The organism is Pseudomonas sp. NFACC08-1, assembly GCF_900106735.1.
GTDB lineage: Bacteria > Pseudomonadota > Gammaproteobacteria > Pseudomonadales > Pseudomonadaceae > Aquipseudomonas > Aquipseudomonas fluorescens_Q.
Window position 1 is genome coordinate 337,331 of record NZ_FNNL01000004.1, and the last position, 20,071, is coordinate 357,401.

The window sequence follows — 20,071 nt, forward strand, 5'->3', positions numbered from 1 at the left end:
AAGATTGTCTTACAAACGGCAGGCAAGAGGTATGCGATGGAAGGTTTAGCGAAACTGGACCGGATCGACATCAGCATTTTGGTAGAGCTTCAAAAAGATGGCCGCATGACCAACGTCAGCCTGGCCGATGCCGTGGGCTTGTCCGCCAGCCCGTGCCTGCAGCGGGTCAAGCGACTGGAGTCGTTGGGGTACATTTCCAGCTACAAGGCCCATCTGAACCTGGCCAAGATTACCGACTCGGTGACGGTCTTCACCGAAGTCACCCTGAGCGACCACAAGCGTGAGGACTTCGCCAAGTTCGAATCCAACATCCGCCTGGTGGATGAAGTACTCGAATGCCACCTCATCAGCGGCGGCTACGACTACCTGGTGCGCTTCATGACCCGCAGCATCCAGGACTATCAGGACGTGATGGAAAGCCTGCTGGACAAGAACATCGGCATCTCCAAGTACTTCAGCTACATCGTCATCAAGTCACCGGTGCGCAAGGATGAGATTCCATTGCGCAAGTTGTTGCGGCATTGAGTTCGGGAACCATCCTAAAACAACTGCGGGAGCGAGCTTGCTCGCGAAGGCTTCGGCAGATTCGGCATTGAGGCAAGCTGATCCACCGCCATCGCGAGCAAGCTCGCTCCCACAAGGGATCTGGGCTTTTATTCCTTGAGGAAGGTCAGCAGATCCTGATTGAGACGATCCTTGTGCGTCTCGGTCAAGCCGTGCGGCGCGCCAGGGTAGACGATCAGTCGAGCGCCCTTGATCAGCGCCGCCGAGGCCCGGCCTGAAGCGTCGATAGGCACGATCTGGTCGTCATCGCCATGGATCACCAGCGTCGGCACATCGAATTTCTTCAAATCGCCGCGGAAGTCGGTAGCCGAGAATGCCGCGATCGAGTCATAGGTATTCTTGCTGCCACCCTGCATGCCTTGCACCCAGAACGACTGGATCAACCCCTGGGATGGCTTGGCGCCCTTGCGGTTGTAGCCGTAGAACGGGCCCGAGGCAATGTCCAGGTACAGCTGCGAGCGGTTCTCCAGGGATGCCTTGCGCAGGCCATCGAACACCTCGATAGGCAAGCCACCGGGGTTGGTGTCTGTCTTGAGCATCAACGGCGGGACAGAGGACACCAGCACGGCCTTCTTCACTCGAGCGGTGCCGTGACGGCCGATGTAGCGAGCCACTTCACCGCCCCCTGTCGAGAAGCCCACCAAGGTGACGTCCTTCAGGTCCAGCGCTTCAATCACCGCCGCCAGGTCATCGGCATAGTGATCCATGTCGTTGCCTTCCCAAGGCTGGCTGGAGCGACCGTGGCCGCGACGGTCATGAGCCACCACGCGATAACCCTTCGAGGCGAGGAACATCATCTGGCCTTCCCAGCTGTCGGAGTCCAGTGGCCAGCCGTGGCTGAAGGTCACGACCTGACCATCGCGCGGGCCCCAGTCCTTGTAATACAGCTGGACGCCATCCTTGGTGGTGATGTAACTGGCGGACTGAACCACGCTGCCGACAGCAGACGCGCTGGCAGCGGACTGGACAGGTGACGCGGCTTCGGCGCTGAGGGTGGCCAATGCCAGGGTGGCGACAGCGAGGGTGCGGTTGAATGTGTTCATCGTTTCTCTCTCCATAAGGTCAGTTTGATCTGCGGCGATCGTCGTCGATCGCGTTGGTGGGCAGATTAGAGAGAGAGGCCGAGGACGAGAACGGCGCCGGTATCGATAGCAACTATGGGAAAATCGGATAGCTGCGTTTCGCTTCGGTTGAGAAGTGAATATTCGTGGCGAGGGAGCTTGCTCCCGCTGGGTGGCGAAGCCGCCCCAAACGGTCACACGTGTAAAAGCGGCAGTGTCTTCAGGCCATTTGGCGTTTGAATATGCGCAACCAGGGAGGGAGCCGAAGACGCTTGCCGTGCATGAAGATGAACGGGGCCAGAAAAGTTCATGGCCGTCAGGATCGCGCTGACTTTTTCCGGATCCGTATGGAAGATCTCCAGCGCCAATAGCGCGCACCCCTTGTCCTGGAGCATGTCCGCAGGATGAGGCCCAGGCGCCCATTGAATGAGGGTGGGGACTGATCCAGCCATGGGAAGGCTTCCATCAGCCGGTATGGTGATTTGCCAATTCAGTGCTCCTCTCGTCATGGGTTCGACATCTCCGACAAGGCCAGGGCAGGCATCACGAGCCGTATGGATATCATCGGTGCGTGCTACCCAGGTCGCCAGGCGTGCCGGCGAATCGGGGGCCAATTGATCGAGGCCGAACCAGCGTGCCCGGTGCGGACGTAGGGCGGACGGGTCCACGGCAATCACTTCGAGGTAGACCCCGGGGCCAAGGTGCAGCAGCCTGTTATGGGTGCCCATGCGTGAGTGGACGCCACCCGGCTGAAGGTCGACGCCCAGCGCGTCAGTCACGAACGCGCAGCCGGTATCGAGGTCCGTTGCCACGATGACGAGGTGATCAAGGGTGGTTTTCATGTGTTCATCCATCCGTGGGTTGGGAAGTGTCTGTCGCCATCAACCAAAAGAAGGCATCGGCCCCAGCGAGTGCAAGATCCACATGACCGCCGCCACTGCTGCCAGCGCGGCGACCACAATGCCGATCAGCACCCATTTCAGGATTTTCTGCCCTTTCGACGGCTGGGACCTTGGCCCGTGTGCCTCGACCATGTGCCGAATTTCTCCGGCGCATCGCGGGCAAACAGCGGTGTCGTAAGGGAGGAGGGACCCGCATTGATCACAGTTTGTCATGTCGTCACTTCGAGGCTCAAAGGAGGGGGTGCCCTTTATGGGCTCGTAAAAGCGGACCGAACATGTGTGGCGTCAGTCACTTAATATTTGTAGACGATGCCCAGCCTGCCCATGATCTCCAAGGCATTGATCAGGCCCAGGCCGTTCATGGGCAGGCAGGCGAAGGCCTGGTATTCATCGAAGTGCGTGCCGATGGCCAACAACTTCAAGTCATGGGCCTCCAGCTGGGCGTTGAAGTACTGCAGGAGCGCACGCTCCCAATCGTTGGCGCGGTTGATGGCATCGATGGCGTTACGCTCGGGCACAGGGATTTCAATGCCCAACTGTCGCAGCGGGGCGAGGGCATTGACGGCATCGATCCCGCAGGACGACCACTCCTTCCATTCGAACCCGGCCAACTGATTGGTCTCGGTGAGTGCTGACTCGACCTGCGTCCAAGCCCAATCCCACTGCCCGGTAGGCGCCGGGATGTTCTGAATGAGCGCCTGCGCGCGCGCCTCGTCGAACAGGCAACCAAACAGATCGGCCAGGGTATCGGCCAAATCGGGCTGCGGCCCGTGTCCCTGGGTGTCCAGGTCGTGGCTCAAGCGCTGCCATAGACTGCTCAGTTCGGCCCAGTCCTCGTCGTCCATGTCGTCATCGATCACCTGGGCCTTATGGCCGCGCAGGTAGTTATCCAGCCGTGTCTTGCGCACGCGTACGCTGCCCTCGGTGAGATCGACCTCATAGCTGCGGTAATCCAGGTAGTTGGTCTGGAAAACGATGCGGTCAGCAAACACCTCATGGGCGAGGCTTTCCTCAGCGTCGAAATACGCCGCGCCTTCGCAGTTGCCATGGGCGGTGATGATGCGTTGAAACGACAGTGGGTCGATCGGATTCATGTGGGCGGGTCACAGGGAGAAGGGCGAAACGGAAGCGCGGCGTACGCTGTCCGATATCCGGATCGCGCTGATCGTACACCAAGGCCTGGAGATTGCTAAGGGGCGGAATGTGGGCGACGTCAACTGGCGGGCGCGTGTTTGGGTCTATGCTTACCTTGCCCCCTTGAACCAAGCCCGTCCATGCACAAACACCGAACAATCCGCCGGGAGAACATGTGAGACATTCGACACCGGTTGCAGCGCTGATCTGCCTATTGCTCGGCACGGTTGATGCCAGGGCCGAGGAGTATCAAGTCATCACCGAAGAGTGGGCACCGTACAACTATCAGGAAAACAATCAGCTCACCGGCATGACCACCGAGATCGTCCGGGCCATCATGGCGCTCACCGGGAATGACTTCGAGGTGCTGTTGCAGCCGAGTATGCGAGCCACCCAGGTACTGAAGACGCGACCCAAGACCATCATGTACTCCCTGTTCCGCACACCGGAGCGCGAGCCGTTGTACAAATGGGTCGGACCGATCGTGGAGGAGTCCATCCACCCCTATCAACTGGCCAGTACGCCGCCGGTGAACTCCCTGGAACAACTGCTGCATGCCCCGCAGATCACCACCCGTCACGCCGGCCTGGTGCCGCAGATGTTGCAGTCGCTGGGCTTCAACAACCTGGATAAAAGCGCCACCGAGAGCAAGTTGCTTTACCGCATGCTGCTTGCCGGGCGCACCGGCATCATCATCGGTGACACCGATGCGGGCGTGGCTTATTACAGCCGTCAGTTGAACATCGCGCCGGGCACCTTGCGACGGATCCCTATCGAACTGTATCGCTCATCGCTGTACATCGCCTTCAGCCCTGACAGTGAGGATGAAGTGGTGGCGGCGTGGGCCAGTGCGTTGGAGAAGTTGCGGCGTTCCGGGGAGTTGGAGCGGATTCAGCGGCGGTATGAGGGGGCGGTGGGGCAATGAGCGCGCGGAACCGGCGAAAGCCGGCCCCGCAGACCTGCACTCACTTCACGCTCTGCACATGCATGTCGATGGATATCGAGTCATTTTTGTCAGTACTGGCGTGATAGAAGAACCCATAGTCAACCAAGTAGTAATAGTGCGTCAGCGGCACGACTGTTGAGCTTGGGCGCTGTTCACGGCAGCTCAACGCCTTGGCGTTACCGCTCAAGGCTGGGTTCAGTCGTTTGGCTGGCCCTTCACTGTCGACGGTACAGTCGAAGGTTTTCGGTTCCTTGCCCACGGTGCCGATCAGATTGCTGGTGAGGCTGCCCTGGCGGGTAAAGCCCAGCTGACTGCCCACAGGCATACGCTGCCAATCGCCACGGAAACTCAGGCTGTTGACCACCTCGGTGTTCTCGGAACGCGTGGCCTGCTCTGTGCCCGATAGCCTGATCAGGCCGCGCCAGTTGATCTGGCGGCCATTGAGGTTTTCGCTTTTGTGAACAATGCTGAGCTGCCGGGTCACAGGGTCAGTGGACAGGAAGTACTCAGTACGCTCCGGCCAACTTTCTTGGGCATGACTGGCGGTGCCTGCCAACTCAATATAAGTCAGCGTCTTGACCGGGGCAGGCATGTGAAGTTGCTCAATGCTCCTCAATACACCTGGGTTGATGTCGGGCAGAGCATCCGCCGCGATCGGTGCTTTGGTACGAGACTTGAACGTCGGCAGAGTGGCAATGGTCGTAGGCGCGTTGCACACGAGTTCAAAAACCTTCAACTGATCCTGATCGGCCGCTGTCATCGCCTTGGCCTCGGGAAACATTTCGATTTTTCCGTCAGTGACCTCGTTACTGGCATTGAGGTAATAACGGGCCAACAGCGTGACCTTTCGCGCTGCGCAGTCCAGCGTGTACTGCTCGCGGGTCTGCGTGAAAGGAGACCTACTCAGCGGGTTCAGGCGGGTCTGCGGCTCGTCGTACGCCATCCAGAACTGCACCTGTTTACCGTTTTTGCGCACGCTGCTGTTATCCAGCAACAGCCACCGTTCAGCGTCCCCCTTCATCACCTGGCGCCAATCCGGAGCGGGGAGGTTTTTACACGCCTGGGTGAACTCCCGGTTGTTCATCAGCGTGGCGTGATAACGCTCGGGCAACGCTGTTGGCGGGGCATAGTGGCCGCTATTGTTGGCGTAGGAGCGGCGGAGCATGAACGAGTAAACCTGGTTGACCTGAGGTCTGGAGCAGGCCGCCGAAAACTGAACCGTTTGCCAGAAGGGTATGTTCGGTTCGCGGGGGGCGAACACCTGGAAGTTGATGACGTCGCCTTCGCGCATCAGGCTATTGGGCGTCAACGGCTGAGCGAGCAGGGTGGCTTGCTTATCGGCTGGTGGCTGTTGGCTGGCGCAGGCGGTTAGCAGCACTGAGGCGATGAGAAGGGTAGGGCGTTGCACAGATGTCTCCGGTAAGTCCATTGAGGGAGGCGGGGTGGGGCGATGTCTTGGGGCTGGGGGCTTAGGATAGAGGGAGTGATTAGCTGATGCGAGCCCTGGCCAGCAATCAGGCCGGCCAGCGTCGGTGAAACGACGACTACCGGCCTGTGGCACTGCATCGAGCCACAACACGGGTTGGGGCTTGACGGAACGTCCAATGGGTAACTGGTTTACCTACGGGCTCCAGGCCAAAGGTATAACACGGACCCATTCATGTATGAGTTTTATCCTCTACCGTCTTCAAGTAGGCCGCAGGTACCGACTCCACAAGCCAAACGCCATTGTCCGCCTGAAAGAACCGAACCCCTGCCTGTTTCATACCCTGTACATCAACAGCGAGTAGAACAGGTTGTCCATAGCGCTTGCCAACGGCCATTGCCGTTTCGGGACTTTCAGTCAGATGGACATGGTGCCGACTGCCTGGGATCAAGCCCTGCACCTCGATGGAGGCCATGAAGCGGCTGGCGGTTCCATGATAGAGCTGGGCAGGTGGTGTTTTTTCGACGTGTTGCACCTGGACCTGCCCGGTGCTGTGACCTTGTGCGGCTCGAATGCGTTGGCCATCTTCAGAGAGCGTGAAACGCTTCTTTTCGTTGGTCTCGACCACCTCGTGCAGCATCTGGTAGTCGAAGGTATGGCCATGTTGGTGGGCGTTCGAAATCAGATTATCAATGTCGGCCCAACCGTCGCGGTCCAGGACTAGCCCCATGGATTCGGGGGCGTGGCGTAGTACGTAGCTGAGGAGCTTGCTGATGTCGTCGCGTTGTTTCTTGTTCAAGGAAAGGTCCGTTTTCATTAGCTGATTGCAAATAGTACTGTGCTTGGTTGTATGGCGGCACTCAAACGAACGTTGCCCGCAAGCCGACGCGGGCAGTTTCGTCGGCTTTGGCGCACAAGGTAAGGGATTCCCACGGTTTCGCAGGCGTTGTGATGGCTGCGCGGGGAAACGGCGTATCGACTGATTTCGGGGGGGCGTGAGGCAGGCGCATGATGAAATCACTCGCGGCAGTCTTTCTACCGCGCTTGATAGTACTGCGCTCTACGCCTGGCTTCTTCCCGCTCCATTTCTTCATAATGCTTGCGTTCTTCCCGCTCCCTCGCTTGATGGCGCTCGCGGTGTTTCCTGTCTGCTGCTCTATCCATTTCGCGCTGGTGTTCCCAGTGGCGCCTGTTTGCCTCTCGATAGTCCTGGTTCCGATCACCGGCAAATGCGCCCGCTGAGGTGAAGCCAATCCAGGTGAGTACAAAAATGGCAGCCATTTTCATGTGATTGTCTCTCTAGCGCAGAGGTAGGTAGGGGGGCCATTTGCGGCTTCCGGTAGACCATAAGGATGGTCGCAAGTGCACTGCTTTGGGTTGAAAGGGGGCGCTCCAAGTTACGTCCCCTTTTTCTGCTTTCTAGAAACTGTACTTGGCGGTCAACATCATGTTGCGAGGGTTGCCGTAGGCATCACCGCCGTAGCTCACGGAGTTGGCGATGGTCGAGTAGTACTTGCGGTCGAAGATGTTGTTGGCGTTGACCTGCAAGTCCAGGTTCTGGCTGACCCGGTAGCCGGCCATCAGATCGGTGATCGCGTAGCTGCCCTGTTCGAGGCGGTATGTGCTGCCATCAGCCAGCGAGATGTCGTTGTACATACGGCTCTGCCAGGAGACGTTGCCGCCCACGCGCAGTTTTTCCAGCGGGCCCTGGAAGTGGTAGCTGGTGGTCAGCTTGAACAGGTGCTCCGGCGTGTCGGTGTCGAACTGCTTGTTTACGTTCTGCGGGTTCGCGGCATCCTTGATGGTGTGAGTGCGCGCGTAGGTGTAGCCACCGCCGACTTGCCAGTTTTCGGTCAAGGCGCCTTGCAGTTCGAAGTCGATACCCTGGCTGCGAATCTCGCCGGAGGCGTCGTAGCAGGTTGCCTGTGGGCAGTTTGCGGTAAACAGCTGCACGGCGCGGTTTTCCTGGTCGACGCGGAACAGCGCCACGCTCGCATTCAGCGCGCCATCAAAATATTCGCCCTTGATGCCGACCTCGTAGTTTTTGCCGACGATCGGCTTGACCGGGCTACCGGAAGTATCCTTGGAACTCTGCGGCGTGAAGATATCGCTGTAGCTGACGTAGACCGAATGATGTTCGTCCAGGTCGTAGATCAAGCCGGCGTAACGGGTGAGGTTACGGGTGACCTTGTAGTCGCCGTCGCCATCCCGGTTATCGTAGTCGTACCAGTCCAGGCGCCCGCCGAGAATCAGCTTCAACGGGTCCGCCAGGCTCAGGCGTGTGGTGAGGTAGACGCCGTCCTGAGTGGTCACTTCGCGCTGGTTGCTGGTGTGGACGAAGTCCGGTTTACCCGCATTGAGCGGCCAGTTGGTGTCGTACGGGCTGTAGTTGTGGGTGGTCATGTCGTAGATGCGCTTGCTGGCGCCCACCACCAGTTCATGGGTACGCCCGAACGCTGCGAAGGGCCCACTGGCAAAGGCGTCTATGCCGGTCTGGTTTTCATCGAAGTCGGCCTGGTAAACCGTGCGGGCCAGTGTGTTGTTGACCCAGCGCGATTGGTAAGAGCCGGAGAATAGCGCGTTCTGTTCGGCGTAGTTGGCGTTGACCTGAAGGTTCCAGTCGTTGGCCAGGCGATGACGGACTTCGGCGAATACGGTGTTGATCTCCTGATCCTTGTTCTCCCAATCCGTGCCCGGATTGTAGGAGCGTGGCAGATCCAGATGATGGCCGTCCTGGCCGATCATCGAAGAGCCCCAGAAGTAATTGGTCTTGTCCTTCTGGTGGGAAAAACCCAGGGTCAGGGTGGTGTCTTCGCTCAAGTCCGCTTCGGTGACCGCATAGAACAGGCCATGATCTTCTTCGACATTGTCGATGAAGCTGTTGGCGTCCTGATAAGAGGTCACGACCCGGCCGCGCAGCGTGCCGCTGTCGTTGAGCGGGCTGGAGGCATCGACCTCGCCACGGTAGTCGTCCCAACTGCCGGCGGCACCGGTCAGGGTGACTTTTTGCTCGGCCAATGGCCGCTTGCGAATCAGGTTGATGGCGGCCGAAGGGTTGCCTGCACCCGTCACCAGGCCGGTGGCACCGCGCACCACCTCGACCCGATCGAACATGGCCAGGTTAGGCTGGGCGCCAACGTTAACGCCGTTGTAGCCACTCGGGATGCCGTCATACATCAAGTTGTCGATTTCAAAACCGCGCGCCTTGTAGGTCTGCCGACCAGGACCAGAGGAAAAGTCCAGGAACAAACCGGGCGTCGCCTTGACCACGTCGTTGATGTCGGTCATCACCTGGTCATCCATGCGCTGGCGCGTAATGACGGTGACGGCCTGTGGGGTTTCACGCATCGTCAGCGGGAGTTTGGTCGCGGTCGACATCGCGCCGGTGGTGTAGGACTCGGTGCCTTCCGTGGTATTCCCCAGTTGGCCACTGCCGGAGACCTCGGTTGCGTCTAGTTCCAGGGTGGCGGGTGGGGTGTTGTCATCGGCGTAGGCGGGGGCCATGGAGATCATGCAGACAGCCATGGCCAGAAGATTGCGGGCAGGAGTGAAGTGACGCGGCGGGGTGGTGCGAGTCGACATGAGTTGGTCCTGATTTACTAATGCTTGTGAGAGTGATTCGCATTAAGTATTGCAGGGTTTGTTTGTGGGATAAAGCTTGTTGGGGTTGGGCGCGCTGATGCGTGGAGGGTAGGGCTTCAATGCCCAGTGGGGCCGAGGGCTCTTCTTTGTCGAGAGTTTCCTAGGACTGACCCCCGGAGTCGTTTGAACGAAGCGCTGCTTGATTTTTACGCCGGCAGGTAATATTTTCAATGCACGGCAGCCAACCATCAAGTACGTGAGCGCTTGCATCCGGTCTTAGAAAAAACAGCATATTCATTAATGCTGACTTTGTAATTGCTCACATTTTAAGTCGGCGTGGAGATGAATATGTTTAACTCTGTCATCGTTTCTGACATCCCTTTTTATACATCCGTTCAGGATGCACGAAAGGCGAATTCTGTAAATTTGAACCATCTCAAGGAATCATTAGCATACGGGCTTGGTTTTAAAACCTTGGCTGCGCACGCTGCTCATTTTGACGCTTTATCAAAAGGTGAACATGGCATAGCCAAGGTCGCGTTGTTTTCCAAGTCGCGCACAATGTCTAGACTTATGGAGCTTGGATATACTAAAGATAAGTGTGAAGTGATGGCTGATGTCGTGGAAAGTTCTTACCAGGAAGCCCTTTCTGAGCAATTTTTCTTTGTTCCTTTTAAGCCCGATAACGGCCCATTTGATCCATTCCGCGCAGATGCGTTTGATCGGACAAGAGTTTGGCTTCATGGCGGTAGCCGCGACGATATCTGTAATAAGGACTATCTAGAAGCGCTTTCCGATGAGTCAATGTCTAATGCAGCTATGGAGTGGCTCCATTCTAAAATATCCAGCTTTGCTTTCCCTACCATTCTTGACAGAAGAAACTATCAAGGCGGCATCATTATCAGGTTGCGCGACTTGAATATAGAGAGCTATCCACTTGCTGGTTGGAGCAAACTTAGTCGTGCAGGTATTTTGGAATACGGCTCAAGTGCTGATACTTTTCTTTGTGCTCCGATGAAATAAAGAAGTATTCGGCTGGCCTTGCAAGGCCAGCCGAATACTTCGTGAATTGGGCGGGGTAACGGCGTGAGCCTGACCAAGGTTATCCAAGATATCGGCAGCGCTCGTACGTTGATAGGTCAGCGAATAATGGCCGTCGTACCCTGACAAGGCTAGTTGCCCCGGCCATCACCAAACGACCACTCATCGCTGGCCGTAGTGGTGATCACCACCATGACATCTTCCGCGTTTCCAGACCCGCCATCGCCGCTCTGGCCAGGGAAATCGCCGGATAACCCTGCCCGGCATTGATCACCGCTCCGCCCAGCGCCGCCCCCATCGCGTTGCCGAGATTAAAGGCACCAATGTTCGCCGCCGGGGCCAGAGTTGTCGATTTCAAAACCACGCGCCTTGTAGATCTGCCGACCAGGACCAGAGGAAAAGTCCAGGAACAAACCGGGCGTCGCCTTGACCACGTCGTTGATGTCGGTCATCGGTTTTCATGTCGTGGAGCGAGGGTTTCCGGTCCGTCGGGGTGTAACGCATTGAGAATGCGTTGATGCAGAAAAACCTGAAGTGCGGAGCATGAATGCCCAGGGGAGCAAGTCTCTGCGGCTAATTAATCCAGATGCGTTGCATCTGGGCTGAGGTACTGAGACCAGGCACGGTGATCAGTGAGTTTTTGTGACAGCCGAGCGAATTTTTATCGATTGCTGGATTGACAGCGCCTTCTTAGGATTTCCACTGACCAACTGGGCTTGGCAACGATAATAAAAGAGGAATTCTCGATGACGCTTGCAAACAAGAAAGTCGCCGTAATTACCGGCGGCGCTATGGGTATCGGAGCGGAAGCGGCAAGTGCGCTGGCGAGTGATGGCCACCATGTAATCATTTGCGACATCAATACCACCGAGGCCGAACGTTTCGCGCAACAGCTGCGTGACCAAGGTTTCTGCGCCGATGCCTTCCAGATCGATGTCGGTACACCTGCCTCTGTGTCTGCTGCGTTCGAATGGGTTGAGGCCAAGTTTGGGCGCTGCGATGTGTTGGTCAATTCTGCAGGCATCGCCAAGACCATGCCTTTCCTGGAATTTGATGCCGATGTCTTCAACCGGACAATGCTGATCAATGTCACGGGCACGTTCTTGTGCTGCCAGCTGGCGGCACGCATCATGCGTAAGCACGAGTTCGGCCGGATCATCAACATTGCCTCCGTTGCCGGGATGCGCGCAGTGGGCAAAGGCCGGACGGCCTACGGCACATCAAAAGGTGCTGTGATCGCGCTGACAAGGCAGATGGCCGTCGAACTGAGCGAATACGGAATCACCGCAAATGCCATCGCCCCTGGACCGGTCGATACGCCGATGACCAAAGAGCTGCACAGCGATGAGTTCCGTAAGGCTTACAGCAACGCCATCCCAGCGAAACGTTATGGCACCACGCGTGAAATCGCCGGAGCAGTCAGCTATCTGGCGTCTGACGTCTCAGCTTACGTCAACGGAATTGTCCTACCCGTGGATGGTGGTTTCCTTGCGTGGGGCGCTGGCGATATCTGAGTTGCGCTGATACGAATAAACGGGGTGCGTAATGACTAGGCACTCCCTGTGCGGCTGATCATTCGGCCGCCATTTCTTCTACGATCCACTTCACCAGGTCTGCTGTGTCGGCCCGCGCTCTGGCGTTGGGCGAGATCCACAGCACCAATTTTTCCGGGCCTTCAACACAGCCAAACGGGGCTACCAGCGCGCCGCTCTCCAGTTCCGCTTGCACCAGCATCCGCGGCACACAGGCAAATCCCAAGCCGACCTTAGCCGCCTGAATCAGCAGATAGAAATGCTCGAAGTATTCCAATTCAGGGGGGGCGGGCATGGTCATCTGCAACGCTGAATACCATTCTTTCCAAGCATGCGGGCGAGTCTTGGTAGCCAGCAGCTTTTTGCCGCTCAAGTCGCTCACTTGCTGCACACCTGAAGCCTTAAGGTAATCAGGCGAGCATATAGCCCCAATCCATTCATTGGCCAACGGGATCGGCGCGATGCCGGGAGGTGGGTCAATGCTTTCCAAGCGTATTGCCACGCTGACGCCATCTTGGACAAAGTCGATTGGACCGTGTCCGGTTCTCAAGCCCAGCTCCATCGTCGGAAAGTTGCTATGCAACCCGGCAAGCCTGGGTAGCAACCAATGCATCATGATCGACGCCGAACATGACAGCTCCAGCGGTTGAGGGCGCACTTCGTCAATACTTTGCTGGATCAAGTTGAATGCGCGGCTCAAGCCAGCGGCAAGGCGCGCGCCTTCTGGAGTCAGTTTAGTGCCATGCGCATTGCGCGTGAGCAAGACGACCCCCAGCACATCCTCAAGCGTCCGAATGTGTCGGCTGATAGCACCGTGAGTCACGGAAAGGGCATCAGCGGCTTCGCCGAAGGTGCCTTTCCTCGCAACCATTTCGAAAGCTCTGAGTGCATTGAGAGACGGTCGCGGAGGGGATGACATGTGCGCACCTCGTGAGCAGGCCATGGCGACCAGAGCGCCGGTCGAACCAGAAGCCTAATGTGAGTTTTTCTCAACTTAGCGGGAAATCATATCGTTAGCCCGTCAGCAGGGTCAATGTATATTCGAGGTGAAGGCCGCCCCTGCAAAAGCGGCCAATGAATATAAAAAAAGTAGAGCCAAGGTGATTATCGATGGTCGATCAAACAGCCGGGCGCGAAGAGTTTACGGCCCGTTTCTTCGTAGAGAGCAGTTACCCGATTGAACGGGTCGGCGAGGTCATCGCTGGCGAGCAATCCAGCGGTACATTCATTGCCTTGCCCGGCGAATCAGCTGAGTTGAAAGAGCGTTCACGGGCCCGTGTGGTGTCGGTCAAGTCTCTTCCAGCGGTCACCAGCGCTTCGTTACATAGCGAATACCTGGCTAGGCACAATCCTTCGGCGACGTACTATCGCGGCGAAGTTGAAATCGCTTTTCCAACGGCCAATATTGGTCCGAATCTTCCTGCATTGCTGACCACCATTGCCGGCAATCTATTCGAGATAGGTGAAGTCAGCGGTTTAAGAGTGCTCGATGTCGATCTTCCGGCAACATTTGCCGCTGGCTTCTTGGGCCCACAGTTCGGTATTGAAGGGACTCGTAAACTGTGCGGCGTTCATGACCGTCCAATCATTGGCACCATCATTAAACCCAGCATCGGCCTGACACCTGAGCAGACCGCTACCGTGGCCGATGAGCTGTGCGCGGGTGGTATTGAGTTCCTCAAAGATGATGAACTCTTGATCGACCCGACCTATGCATCCTTCGATGCGAGGTTAAATGCTGTCATGCCTGTACTTCACAAGCATGCAGATCGCCTCGGCAGGATGCCAATGTACGCGATCAATATTTCTGGGAGCATTGATGAAATGCTTCGCCGCCACGACGCCGTACTGGAGTCGGGGGGGACCTGCGTCATGCTCTGCCTGAACTGGGTTGGGCATTCGGGGGTCGAGCATATCCGCAAGCATTCCCAACTACCTATTCACGGCCATCGTAACGGTTGGGGTGCCTTTACCCGCAATCCACAGCTGGGCTTTTCGTTTGAGGTCTATCAGAAAATCTGGCGCCTGGCTGGCATCGATCATCTGCACGTCAATGGCATTCAGAGCAAATTCTGGGAGCCGGATGACTCAGTCATTGCCTCGGCACTGAGCTGCCTGACCCCGTTTTCGGGCGTCCAACCGATCCTGCCGGTCTTCTCTTCCGGCCAATGGGCTGCGCAAGCGCCAACGCTGTTCGAAAAGCTGCAGTCGGTGGACCTCATGCATCTGGCGGGTGGTGGAATTATCGGCCATCCCCTAGGTATCGGTGCCGGCATTCAGAGTATGCGCGAAGGATGGGAAGCGGCAACTCAGGGCATCCCCCTGCAACAGTATGCAGAGGGCAGACCCGCACTAACCGCCGCCTTGGCAAAATTCGGAGGCGTATAAATCATGCGTTCAGCCAATACGCCCAGGCTTCGTCTGGTGTTTTACGGTGATGATTTCACCGGCTCGACCGATGCTCTGGAAGTCCTTACCGCAGCCGGCCTGAGATGCGCACTGTTTTTGGCGCCACCGTCGCCCGAGTTGTTAGAAGAGCTGGGTGGTTTTGACGCTATTGGCATCGCTGGCGATAGCCGCGCGTTATCCAATGCTGAAATGGATGAAGTACTTCCAGACATCTTTGAAGCACTCAAGCGCCTGTCCCCCGATCTTGTGCATTACAAAGTTTGCTCCACGTTCGACAGCGCTCCCGACGTGGGCAACATTGGCCATGTCATTGAACTCGCATCACGCGCCTTTGGAGTAAAAGGAGTGCCAATCGTCGCGGGTAACCCGGCCCTGGGTCGTTACTGCGTGTTTGGCAATTTGTTTGCGCTGTCCAAGACCGACCACTGTGTACACCGGATCGACCGCCATCCCGTCATGCGGGCGCACCCCATCACGCCTATGGGAGAAGCCGATCTGAGTGTCCATATCGGCCAGCAAAAGCATTTATCGATTGCCAAAATCGATATCCTTCAGCTTGACCAAACTGCCGACCTGGCGTCCTTGGTCCGCCAAGCCGCTCTGAGCCATGACTCGGTTCTGATCGACGGCACTACCACTGCTCATATGACCCTTGCAGGAAAAGCACTTACGGAGATCTCCAGCAGCTCGGCGCCGTTATTCGTGGTTGGCTCTTCAGGTGTCGAGTATGGATTAACGCAGCACTGGCATTCGGTGGGGCTGATAGATGCCTACCAAACTCAGGTCATTGCGCTGCAGCCCGCCAGACAAGTGTTGGTCATTTCTGGAAGTGCATCCCCGTTAAGTCGCGCTCAAATCGATACCGCTATCGCGAGTGGATTTGTCGAACTGGCGGTGGATGCGGCAGCGATCCTCGCAGAGTCACATAAAGGCGGGAGGGTCCAGGATGTGGTGGCGACGGCAGTCGCGCACCTAAAAAGCGGACGCTCCGTGCTGATCCACACGGCAAAAGGCCCGGACGACCCGAGAATCGAACAGATGATCGAAGCGATGACCGCCAAAGGACTGCTTCGTGACGAGGCAAAAATCCGCGGCGGTAAGCAATTGGCTGTCGAAATGGGCTACATCGTCCTGGACATTCTTAAGGCGTATCCGCTCGAAAGACTGGTTATATCCGGCGGTGATACGTCAAGTCAGATCACCAAGATTCTCGCCCCTGATGCATTGGTCATCAAATCCGATCTTTCTCCCGGTGCGCCCCTCTGCCAGGTGCGCTCAAACAAACCGTACTTGGATAACTTGGAAATCGCCTTGAAAGGCGGGCAGATGGGTGACCAGGACTACTTCGTAAAAGCGCTCACAGGTAGGCGCTAACTTCCGTTCCAGGACAGGAACACGCTTGCATATTTACAATAACAACAGGTGAAACTATGCAAACCTCACTCTTAAGTAACAGCGAGACTCATCATGAACATGTTGATGATGAGAAGAAAAAATCCATGAAAAATGTTGTTGCCGGAAGTCTCTTCGGCACAGCGTTGGAAACCTATGACCTCTATTTGTACGGTACCGCGGCGGCGCTGATCTTCGCTCCTCTGTTCTTTCCTGGCACCGATGAAGCTGTCTCAAGACTCGCCTCGCTAGCGTCCTTCGCCATATCATTTGTCGCACGGCCGCTGGGTTCGCTGGTGCTTGGACATTTCGGCGACCGGATAGGCCGCAAGAAACTGCTCTACCTCACGTTGATCATCATGGGCTTGAGCACCGTAGGCATTGGCTTGCTGCCTACCTACGCGAGCGTAGGAATCTGGGCACCCATCATGCTGTGTGTGCTGCGCTTCATCCAGGGCTTCGCTTTTGCCGGAGAATACAGCGGTGCAGTGCTCATGCTACTTGAGCATGCGCCCCGGCGAAAACGTGGTTTTTATGCAGCCATCAACAATATTGGTCCGGTATTCGGATTCATCGCCTCGGCGGGGTTGCTGCTGATCGTCAGCAGTTTATTGTCGGTGGAGGATTTCTATAAGTGGGGATGGCGCATTCCATTCATTGCCAGTCTCGCCCTGTTGGTCGTTGGCGTCTTCGTACGGTCTAAAGTTGCCGAATCTCCGGTGTTCGAAAAGACCGCCGAAAAACGCGCGGTAGCCAAGGGGCCGGACCTATCACCGGCCATGCGCCTGTTCACCAAGTACCCTAAACAGTTACTTTTGGTCGCAGGTGCCAACATTTGTCACTTTTCGACATTTTATCTTTTTACCGTATTCGCATTGAGTTACGGTCAGAAGGAACTGGGCCTTTCCAATGCCTTTGTGCTCTCGGTAGCGATGGTCGCTATCTGCACGCACCTGGTAATCGTTCCCTTCGCCGGCGCAATGGCCGATCGACTGGGTCGACGCACCATGATGTTGATCGGCTTCGCGGTGACTGCGCTGGCCGCGTTTCCCTTCTGGCACCTATTTTCCACAGGCCAGTTCCTACCCATGGTCTTGGGCTCATGCCTGTTCATGGCCGGCTACGGCCTGGTATACGGTGCTGTGCCTTCATTCACCGGCGAGGCATTCGGACCCAGCGCACGATTCACCGGGTTCGCCATGGCCACCAATGTCGGTGGCATCATCGGTGGCGGCACGGCACCCATCGTCGGCGCCTATCTGCTCAGCCATTATGGCTCGCCCTATGCCATCTCGGTCTACACGGTAGTGCTCGCGGCAATCTCTGCCTTGTGCGTCTACCTGTCAGCCGAAACCAGAACGATCAATATCACTGACGAGTAATGACCCCCGCGTGCGGCTTGTCCACATGTGCCGCACGCTTGTTCGACTCGGCAAGCGTAACGCCCTCCAGGCATAAGCGGGTGCAGACCACATTTATCAGTAAGCGGGTCAGACCACGTTCATGAATCGTGGTCTGACCCATACCCTCCTGGCGAATATGATGATTCGATCAGCACCGGTGGCATAGGAATCCGGTGTCTCGAGAGGTTCGTGGTTTTAACTGGCCAGAGTGATCACACCCTGGGCAGCGAGGACGAGGTCTGCTGCCCGCTCGCCAATGACCACGCAAGGCGCCATGGTGTTGCCGACGGTGATTCGGGGCATGACCGAGGCATCCGCGATCCGCAATTTCTCGATGCCATACACGCGCAACTGATGGTCGACCACAGACATTTCATCTCGGCCCATTTTCGCGGTGCAGGACGGGTGCCAATAGGACACGGCGGAATTGCGGATGAACTGCTCCATGGCGCGGTGCGCTTTCGGCCCGGGCACCACCTCGCGTTTTACCAGGTCGTTGAAGGTTTCGCTGTTCCCGAGTGCCCTGCAGAGGTCGATCGATGCAAACGCCGCCGCCATGTCCTCGGGCGCGCTCAGCGAGTTCGGCTCGATGAGTGGAGCATCCGACGGCCCGGCGCCCGATAGGCGCAGGCGCCCTCGACTGACAGGCCTGGCCAGCCCTGCGAACATCGTCCAACCCTGTTGCGGTGGCTGGATACCCACTTCAGCAGGAGAGGGCACCGCAAATTCAAGCTGGCAGTGCAGCAGGTCTGGCGCGTCCAGGCGACTGTCGCTTTTCCAGTACAACGTGGTTTCACAACCGCCGCCACCAACCGCCTGGGGTTGCAGGTACTCCCAGGTACAGCCAAAGGCAACATGATCCTGAAGATTCTGACCCACACCGGGAAGGTGACTGGCCGGGACGATGCCATGGGTGCGCAGTTCACTCTCCGGGCCGATGCCTGACTGCATGAGCACCTTGGGCGTGTTCACCGCGCCCATGGACAAGACGACTTCGGCTTCGGCATAGAAGCAGTGCCGTTGCCCTTCGATGATCACTTCGACACCGACAGCTCTTGTGCCCCTAAGCAGGACACGGGCCACCAGCGCGCCGGTGAGGACGGTCAGGTTCGGTTGGTGCAGCCGTGGTCGGACATAGGAATCGTAAACGGATTCGCGCCTGCCCTGGTTGATGCGTAGATCGGTGATCGCAGCCCCGCCGGGGCCTTCCATCATCGCTCCGTTGGGACTGTCATATCGGGGGATACCCAGGCGGCTGGCCGCTTCCAGGGTTGCCCAGGCGAGGGGTTGAGGCGAGGCCGGCTGCTCGACATGCACGGGGCCACCTGAACCACGCCGTGCGGCATCCGGGCTGCCGTGCCAGTTCTCGATCCTGCGGTAGTAATCCAGCACCGAATCGTATCCCCAGGCGTAGTCGCCGGACTCGGCGGCGAAGTGATCCCAGTCCGATCGATGCCCGCGTGCCCAGACCATCACGTTGATGCTGGAGCCACCTCCAAGCCCCTTGCCCATGTTCAAGGAAAGACGACGCCCGTTGAGGTGCGGGTTGGATTGTCCTGCGAATGCCCAGTCGCGCTCTGAACCGAGGTTCAGCGGCCACTGCGCCGGCTCTGCAACTTCAGGGCCGGCGTATTCGTTGCCTGCTTCAATCAACAACACGCGTGCGTTGTCCTGTTGGGCAAGGCGGGCCGCAACCACGCAGCCGGCCGTACCCGCACCACACACGATGAAGTCGTAGTTCCGATCACGCCGATGATTCATGCGTCCGTCCATATCGATGCAGCGGCTGGGTTCAGGGTTATCCGGGGGGGCCGCGGCGATCACTGTTCGCCAACGCTTTTCACGGCATCGAGAATCACCTTGGCCACTTCGGCTGGCTGCGACTGCTGGGGCACGTGGCTGGTGTGCACCTGCGCCAGGGTGGCGCCGATACGCTTGGCGGCGGAGCGCTGGACATCGGGATGGATCATCCGGTCCTCGGTGGCGAGCAGATACCAGGACGGTTTGGTCTTCCAGGCAGAGACGGTCGTTTTGTCCTCGAACGCGGATGCCTTGATGGGGCCTTGCGTCGCGGTCATCACGGCGGTCTGCGCCGCTGGAAGATCCTGGGCGAAGTCCTTGGCCATGCCTTCCGGGGTCAAGTAGAGGAAACCGTTGCCGTCAGCCTTGATCTGACTGATACCCGGGGGAGTGGGCGCGCCTTTGCCTTGTTCGCCGCTGGTTTGACCGGCATCGGGAGCGAAGGCGGCGACGTACACCAGGGCACGGACTTTCTTGTCGCTGCCGGCCTGGGTAATCACGGTGCCGCCCCAGGAATGACCGACCAGCACGACCGGGCCCGGCTGATTGTCCAGCGTTCTTTGCGTGGCAGCGACATCGTCGGCAAGCGAGGTGAGCGGGTTTTGCACGACCGAAACGGCGACCCCCTTGGCCAGCAGAAGCGGCACGACCTTGGCCCAATCGGAGCCGTCGGCGAATGCGCCGTGTACGATGACCACCGAAGGCGTTGTATCTTGGGCCTGGCTGATACCGGCGGCCAATGTGCTTGCAAGGGCGAAGGCGACGGTGACGGCTTTTGATCTGAATGTTTTCATGGCATGAACTCCTGTGTGGGGGCTCAATTCTGCTGACTGGCCTGCTTCGTGGGCATCGGTCATTTATCCGACCCCAAGGCATTTT

Annotated in this window: 20 protein-coding genes and 1 pseudogene; 7 read left to right on the plus strand and 14 right to left on the minus strand. The window is 57.7% G+C overall.

Annotated features, from left to right (window positions below):
* The first annotated feature begins 36 nt into the window (after positions 1-36).
* Entirely contained in the window at positions 37-525 is a 489-nt protein-coding gene (locus BLU76_RS11285; RefSeq protein WP_003203167.1) for an Lrp/AsnC family transcriptional regulator, read from the plus strand.
* A gap of 128 nt (positions 526-653) precedes the next feature.
* Here the strand turns inward: BLU76_RS11285 and BLU76_RS11290 are convergent, their stop codons facing one another.
* The 4 genes from BLU76_RS11290 to BLU76_RS11300 form a co-directional block, all read right to left on the minus strand.
* Positions 654-1,607 carry an alpha/beta fold hydrolase gene (locus BLU76_RS11290; RefSeq protein WP_092144582.1) on the minus strand — a complete coding sequence of 318 codons (954 nt, stop codon included), beginning with the start codon at positions 1,605-1,607 and terminating at the stop codon, positions 654-656.
* A gap of 212 nt (positions 1,608-1,819) precedes the next feature.
* Entirely contained in the window at positions 1,820-2,467 is a 648-nt protein-coding gene (locus BLU76_RS11295; RefSeq protein WP_092144584.1) for a VOC family protein, read from the minus strand.
* 39 nt (positions 2,468-2,506) lie between these two features.
* The gene (locus tag BLU76_RS31490) at positions 2,507-2,659 is read right to left on the minus strand and encodes a hypothetical protein (protein WP_158265810.1); all 153 of its coding nucleotides are present in this window, start codon (positions 2,657-2,659) and stop codon (positions 2,507-2,509) included.
* A gap of 161 nt (positions 2,660-2,820) precedes the next feature.
* Positions 2,821-3,621 carry a DUF6630 family protein gene (locus BLU76_RS11300; protein WP_092144586.1) on the minus strand — a complete coding sequence of 267 codons (801 nt, stop codon included), beginning with the start codon at positions 3,619-3,621 and terminating at the stop codon, positions 2,821-2,823.
* 215 nt (positions 3,622-3,836) lie between these two features.
* Between BLU76_RS11300 and BLU76_RS11305 the strand changes: the two genes are divergently transcribed.
* Positions 3,837-4,586, plus strand: coding sequence for a substrate-binding periplasmic protein (locus tag BLU76_RS11305; RefSeq protein ID WP_063320565.1), 750 nt, complete (start codon positions 3,837-3,839; stop codon positions 4,584-4,586).
* 40 nt (positions 4,587-4,626) lie between these two features.
* Here the strand turns inward: BLU76_RS11305 and BLU76_RS11310 are convergent, their stop codons facing one another.
* From BLU76_RS11310 to BLU76_RS11325, 4 genes are all read right to left on the minus strand, one after another.
* Positions 4,627-6,036 carry a surface-adhesin E family protein gene (locus tag BLU76_RS11310; RefSeq protein ID WP_256572670.1) on the minus strand — a complete coding sequence of 470 codons (1,410 nt, stop codon included), beginning with the start codon at positions 6,034-6,036 and terminating at the stop codon, positions 4,627-4,629.
* A gap of 229 nt (positions 6,037-6,265) precedes the next feature.
* On the minus strand, positions 6,266-6,832 hold the full coding sequence (locus BLU76_RS11315) for an RNA 2'-phosphotransferase (protein ID WP_086936753.1): 567 nt from the start codon (positions 6,830-6,832) through the stop codon (positions 6,266-6,268).
* Positions 6,833-7,068: 236 nt separating this feature from the next.
* The gene (locus BLU76_RS11320) at positions 7,069-7,320 is read right to left on the minus strand and encodes a hypothetical protein (RefSeq protein ID WP_072339944.1); all 252 of its coding nucleotides are present in this window, start codon (positions 7,318-7,320) and stop codon (positions 7,069-7,071) included.
* A gap of 132 nt (positions 7,321-7,452) precedes the next feature.
* Positions 7,453-9,615 (minus strand): TonB-dependent siderophore receptor, encoded by a 2,163-nt coding sequence (locus tag BLU76_RS11325; protein ID WP_092144591.1) that lies wholly within the window; start codon positions 9,613-9,615, stop codon positions 7,453-7,455.
* A 348-nt stretch (positions 9,616-9,963) separates the two neighbouring features.
* On the opposite strand from BLU76_RS11325, the gene BLU76_RS11330 reads away from it, so the two are divergent.
* Positions 9,964-10,638 (plus strand): hypothetical protein, encoded by a 675-nt coding sequence (locus BLU76_RS11330; protein WP_092144593.1) that lies wholly within the window; start codon positions 9,964-9,966, stop codon positions 10,636-10,638.
* Between the two features lie 149 nt (positions 10,639-10,787).
* Here the strand turns inward: BLU76_RS11330 and BLU76_RS31845 are convergent.
* From BLU76_RS31845 to BLU76_RS31495, 3 genes and pseudogenes are all read right to left on the minus strand, one after another.
* Positions 10,788-10,865, minus strand: a pseudogene (locus tag BLU76_RS31845) (tautomerase family protein); the annotation flags it as partial.
* Positions 10,841-11,014 (minus strand): hypothetical protein, encoded by a 174-nt coding sequence (locus BLU76_RS31680; RefSeq protein WP_158265809.1) that lies wholly within the window; start codon positions 11,012-11,014, stop codon positions 10,841-10,843. The pseudogene BLU76_RS31845 and the gene BLU76_RS31680, both read right to left, overlap by 25 nt.
* Positions 10,968-11,108 (minus strand): hypothetical protein, encoded by a 141-nt coding sequence (locus BLU76_RS31495; protein ID WP_158265808.1) that lies wholly within the window; start codon positions 11,106-11,108, stop codon positions 10,968-10,970. Before BLU76_RS31495 ends, BLU76_RS31680 begins: the two co-directional genes overlap by 47 nt.
* A gap of 294 nt (positions 11,109-11,402) precedes the next feature.
* Here BLU76_RS31495 and BLU76_RS11340 point away from each other — a divergent pair, with 294 nt between their 5' ends.
* On the plus strand, positions 11,403-12,170 hold the full coding sequence (locus tag BLU76_RS11340; RefSeq protein WP_063320570.1) for an SDR family NAD(P)-dependent oxidoreductase: 768 nt from the start codon (positions 11,403-11,405) through the stop codon (positions 12,168-12,170).
* A gap of 58 nt (positions 12,171-12,228) precedes the next feature.
* Here BLU76_RS11340 and BLU76_RS11345 read toward each other — a convergent pair whose 3' ends face one another.
* On the minus strand, positions 12,229-13,107 hold the full coding sequence (locus BLU76_RS11345) for a LysR substrate-binding domain-containing protein (protein ID WP_092144595.1): 879 nt from the start codon (positions 13,105-13,107) through the stop codon (positions 12,229-12,231).
* A gap of 191 nt (positions 13,108-13,298) precedes the next feature.
* On the opposite strand from BLU76_RS11345, the gene BLU76_RS11350 reads away from it, so the two are divergent.
* Genes BLU76_RS11350 through BLU76_RS11360 form a run of 3 tightly spaced genes read left to right on the plus strand, consistent with a single transcriptional unit; the run spans position 13,299 to position 17,371 of the window.
* Positions 13,299-14,576: a ribulose-bisphosphate carboxylase large subunit family protein gene (locus tag BLU76_RS11350; RefSeq protein WP_063320572.1), complete on the plus strand. Its 1,278-nt coding sequence runs from the start codon at positions 13,299-13,301 to the stop codon at positions 14,574-14,576.
* Positions 14,577-14,579: 3 nt separating this feature from the next.
* Complete coding sequence (locus BLU76_RS11355; protein ID WP_092144597.1) at positions 14,580-15,971, plus strand: four-carbon acid sugar kinase family protein; 1,392 nt, start codon at positions 14,580-14,582, stop codon at positions 15,969-15,971.
* Positions 15,972-16,027: 56 nt separating this feature from the next.
* Positions 16,028-17,371 (plus strand): MFS transporter, encoded by a 1,344-nt coding sequence (locus BLU76_RS11360; RefSeq protein WP_092144599.1) that lies wholly within the window; start codon positions 16,028-16,030, stop codon positions 17,369-17,371.
* 216 nt (positions 17,372-17,587) lie between these two features.
* On the opposite strand, the gene BLU76_RS11365 is transcribed toward BLU76_RS11360, so the two are convergent.
* Both BLU76_RS11365 and BLU76_RS11370 read right to left on the minus strand, forming a co-directional pair.
* The gene (locus BLU76_RS11365; RefSeq protein ID WP_092144601.1) at positions 17,588-19,153 is read right to left on the minus strand and encodes a GMC family oxidoreductase; all 1,566 of its coding nucleotides are present in this window, start codon (positions 19,151-19,153) and stop codon (positions 17,588-17,590) included.
* 59 nt (positions 19,154-19,212) lie between these two features.
* The gene (locus tag BLU76_RS11370) at positions 19,213-19,986 is read right to left on the minus strand and encodes an alpha/beta hydrolase (protein WP_092144603.1); all 774 of its coding nucleotides are present in this window, start codon (positions 19,984-19,986) and stop codon (positions 19,213-19,215) included.
* Between the last annotated feature and the right edge of the window lie 85 nt (positions 19,987-20,071).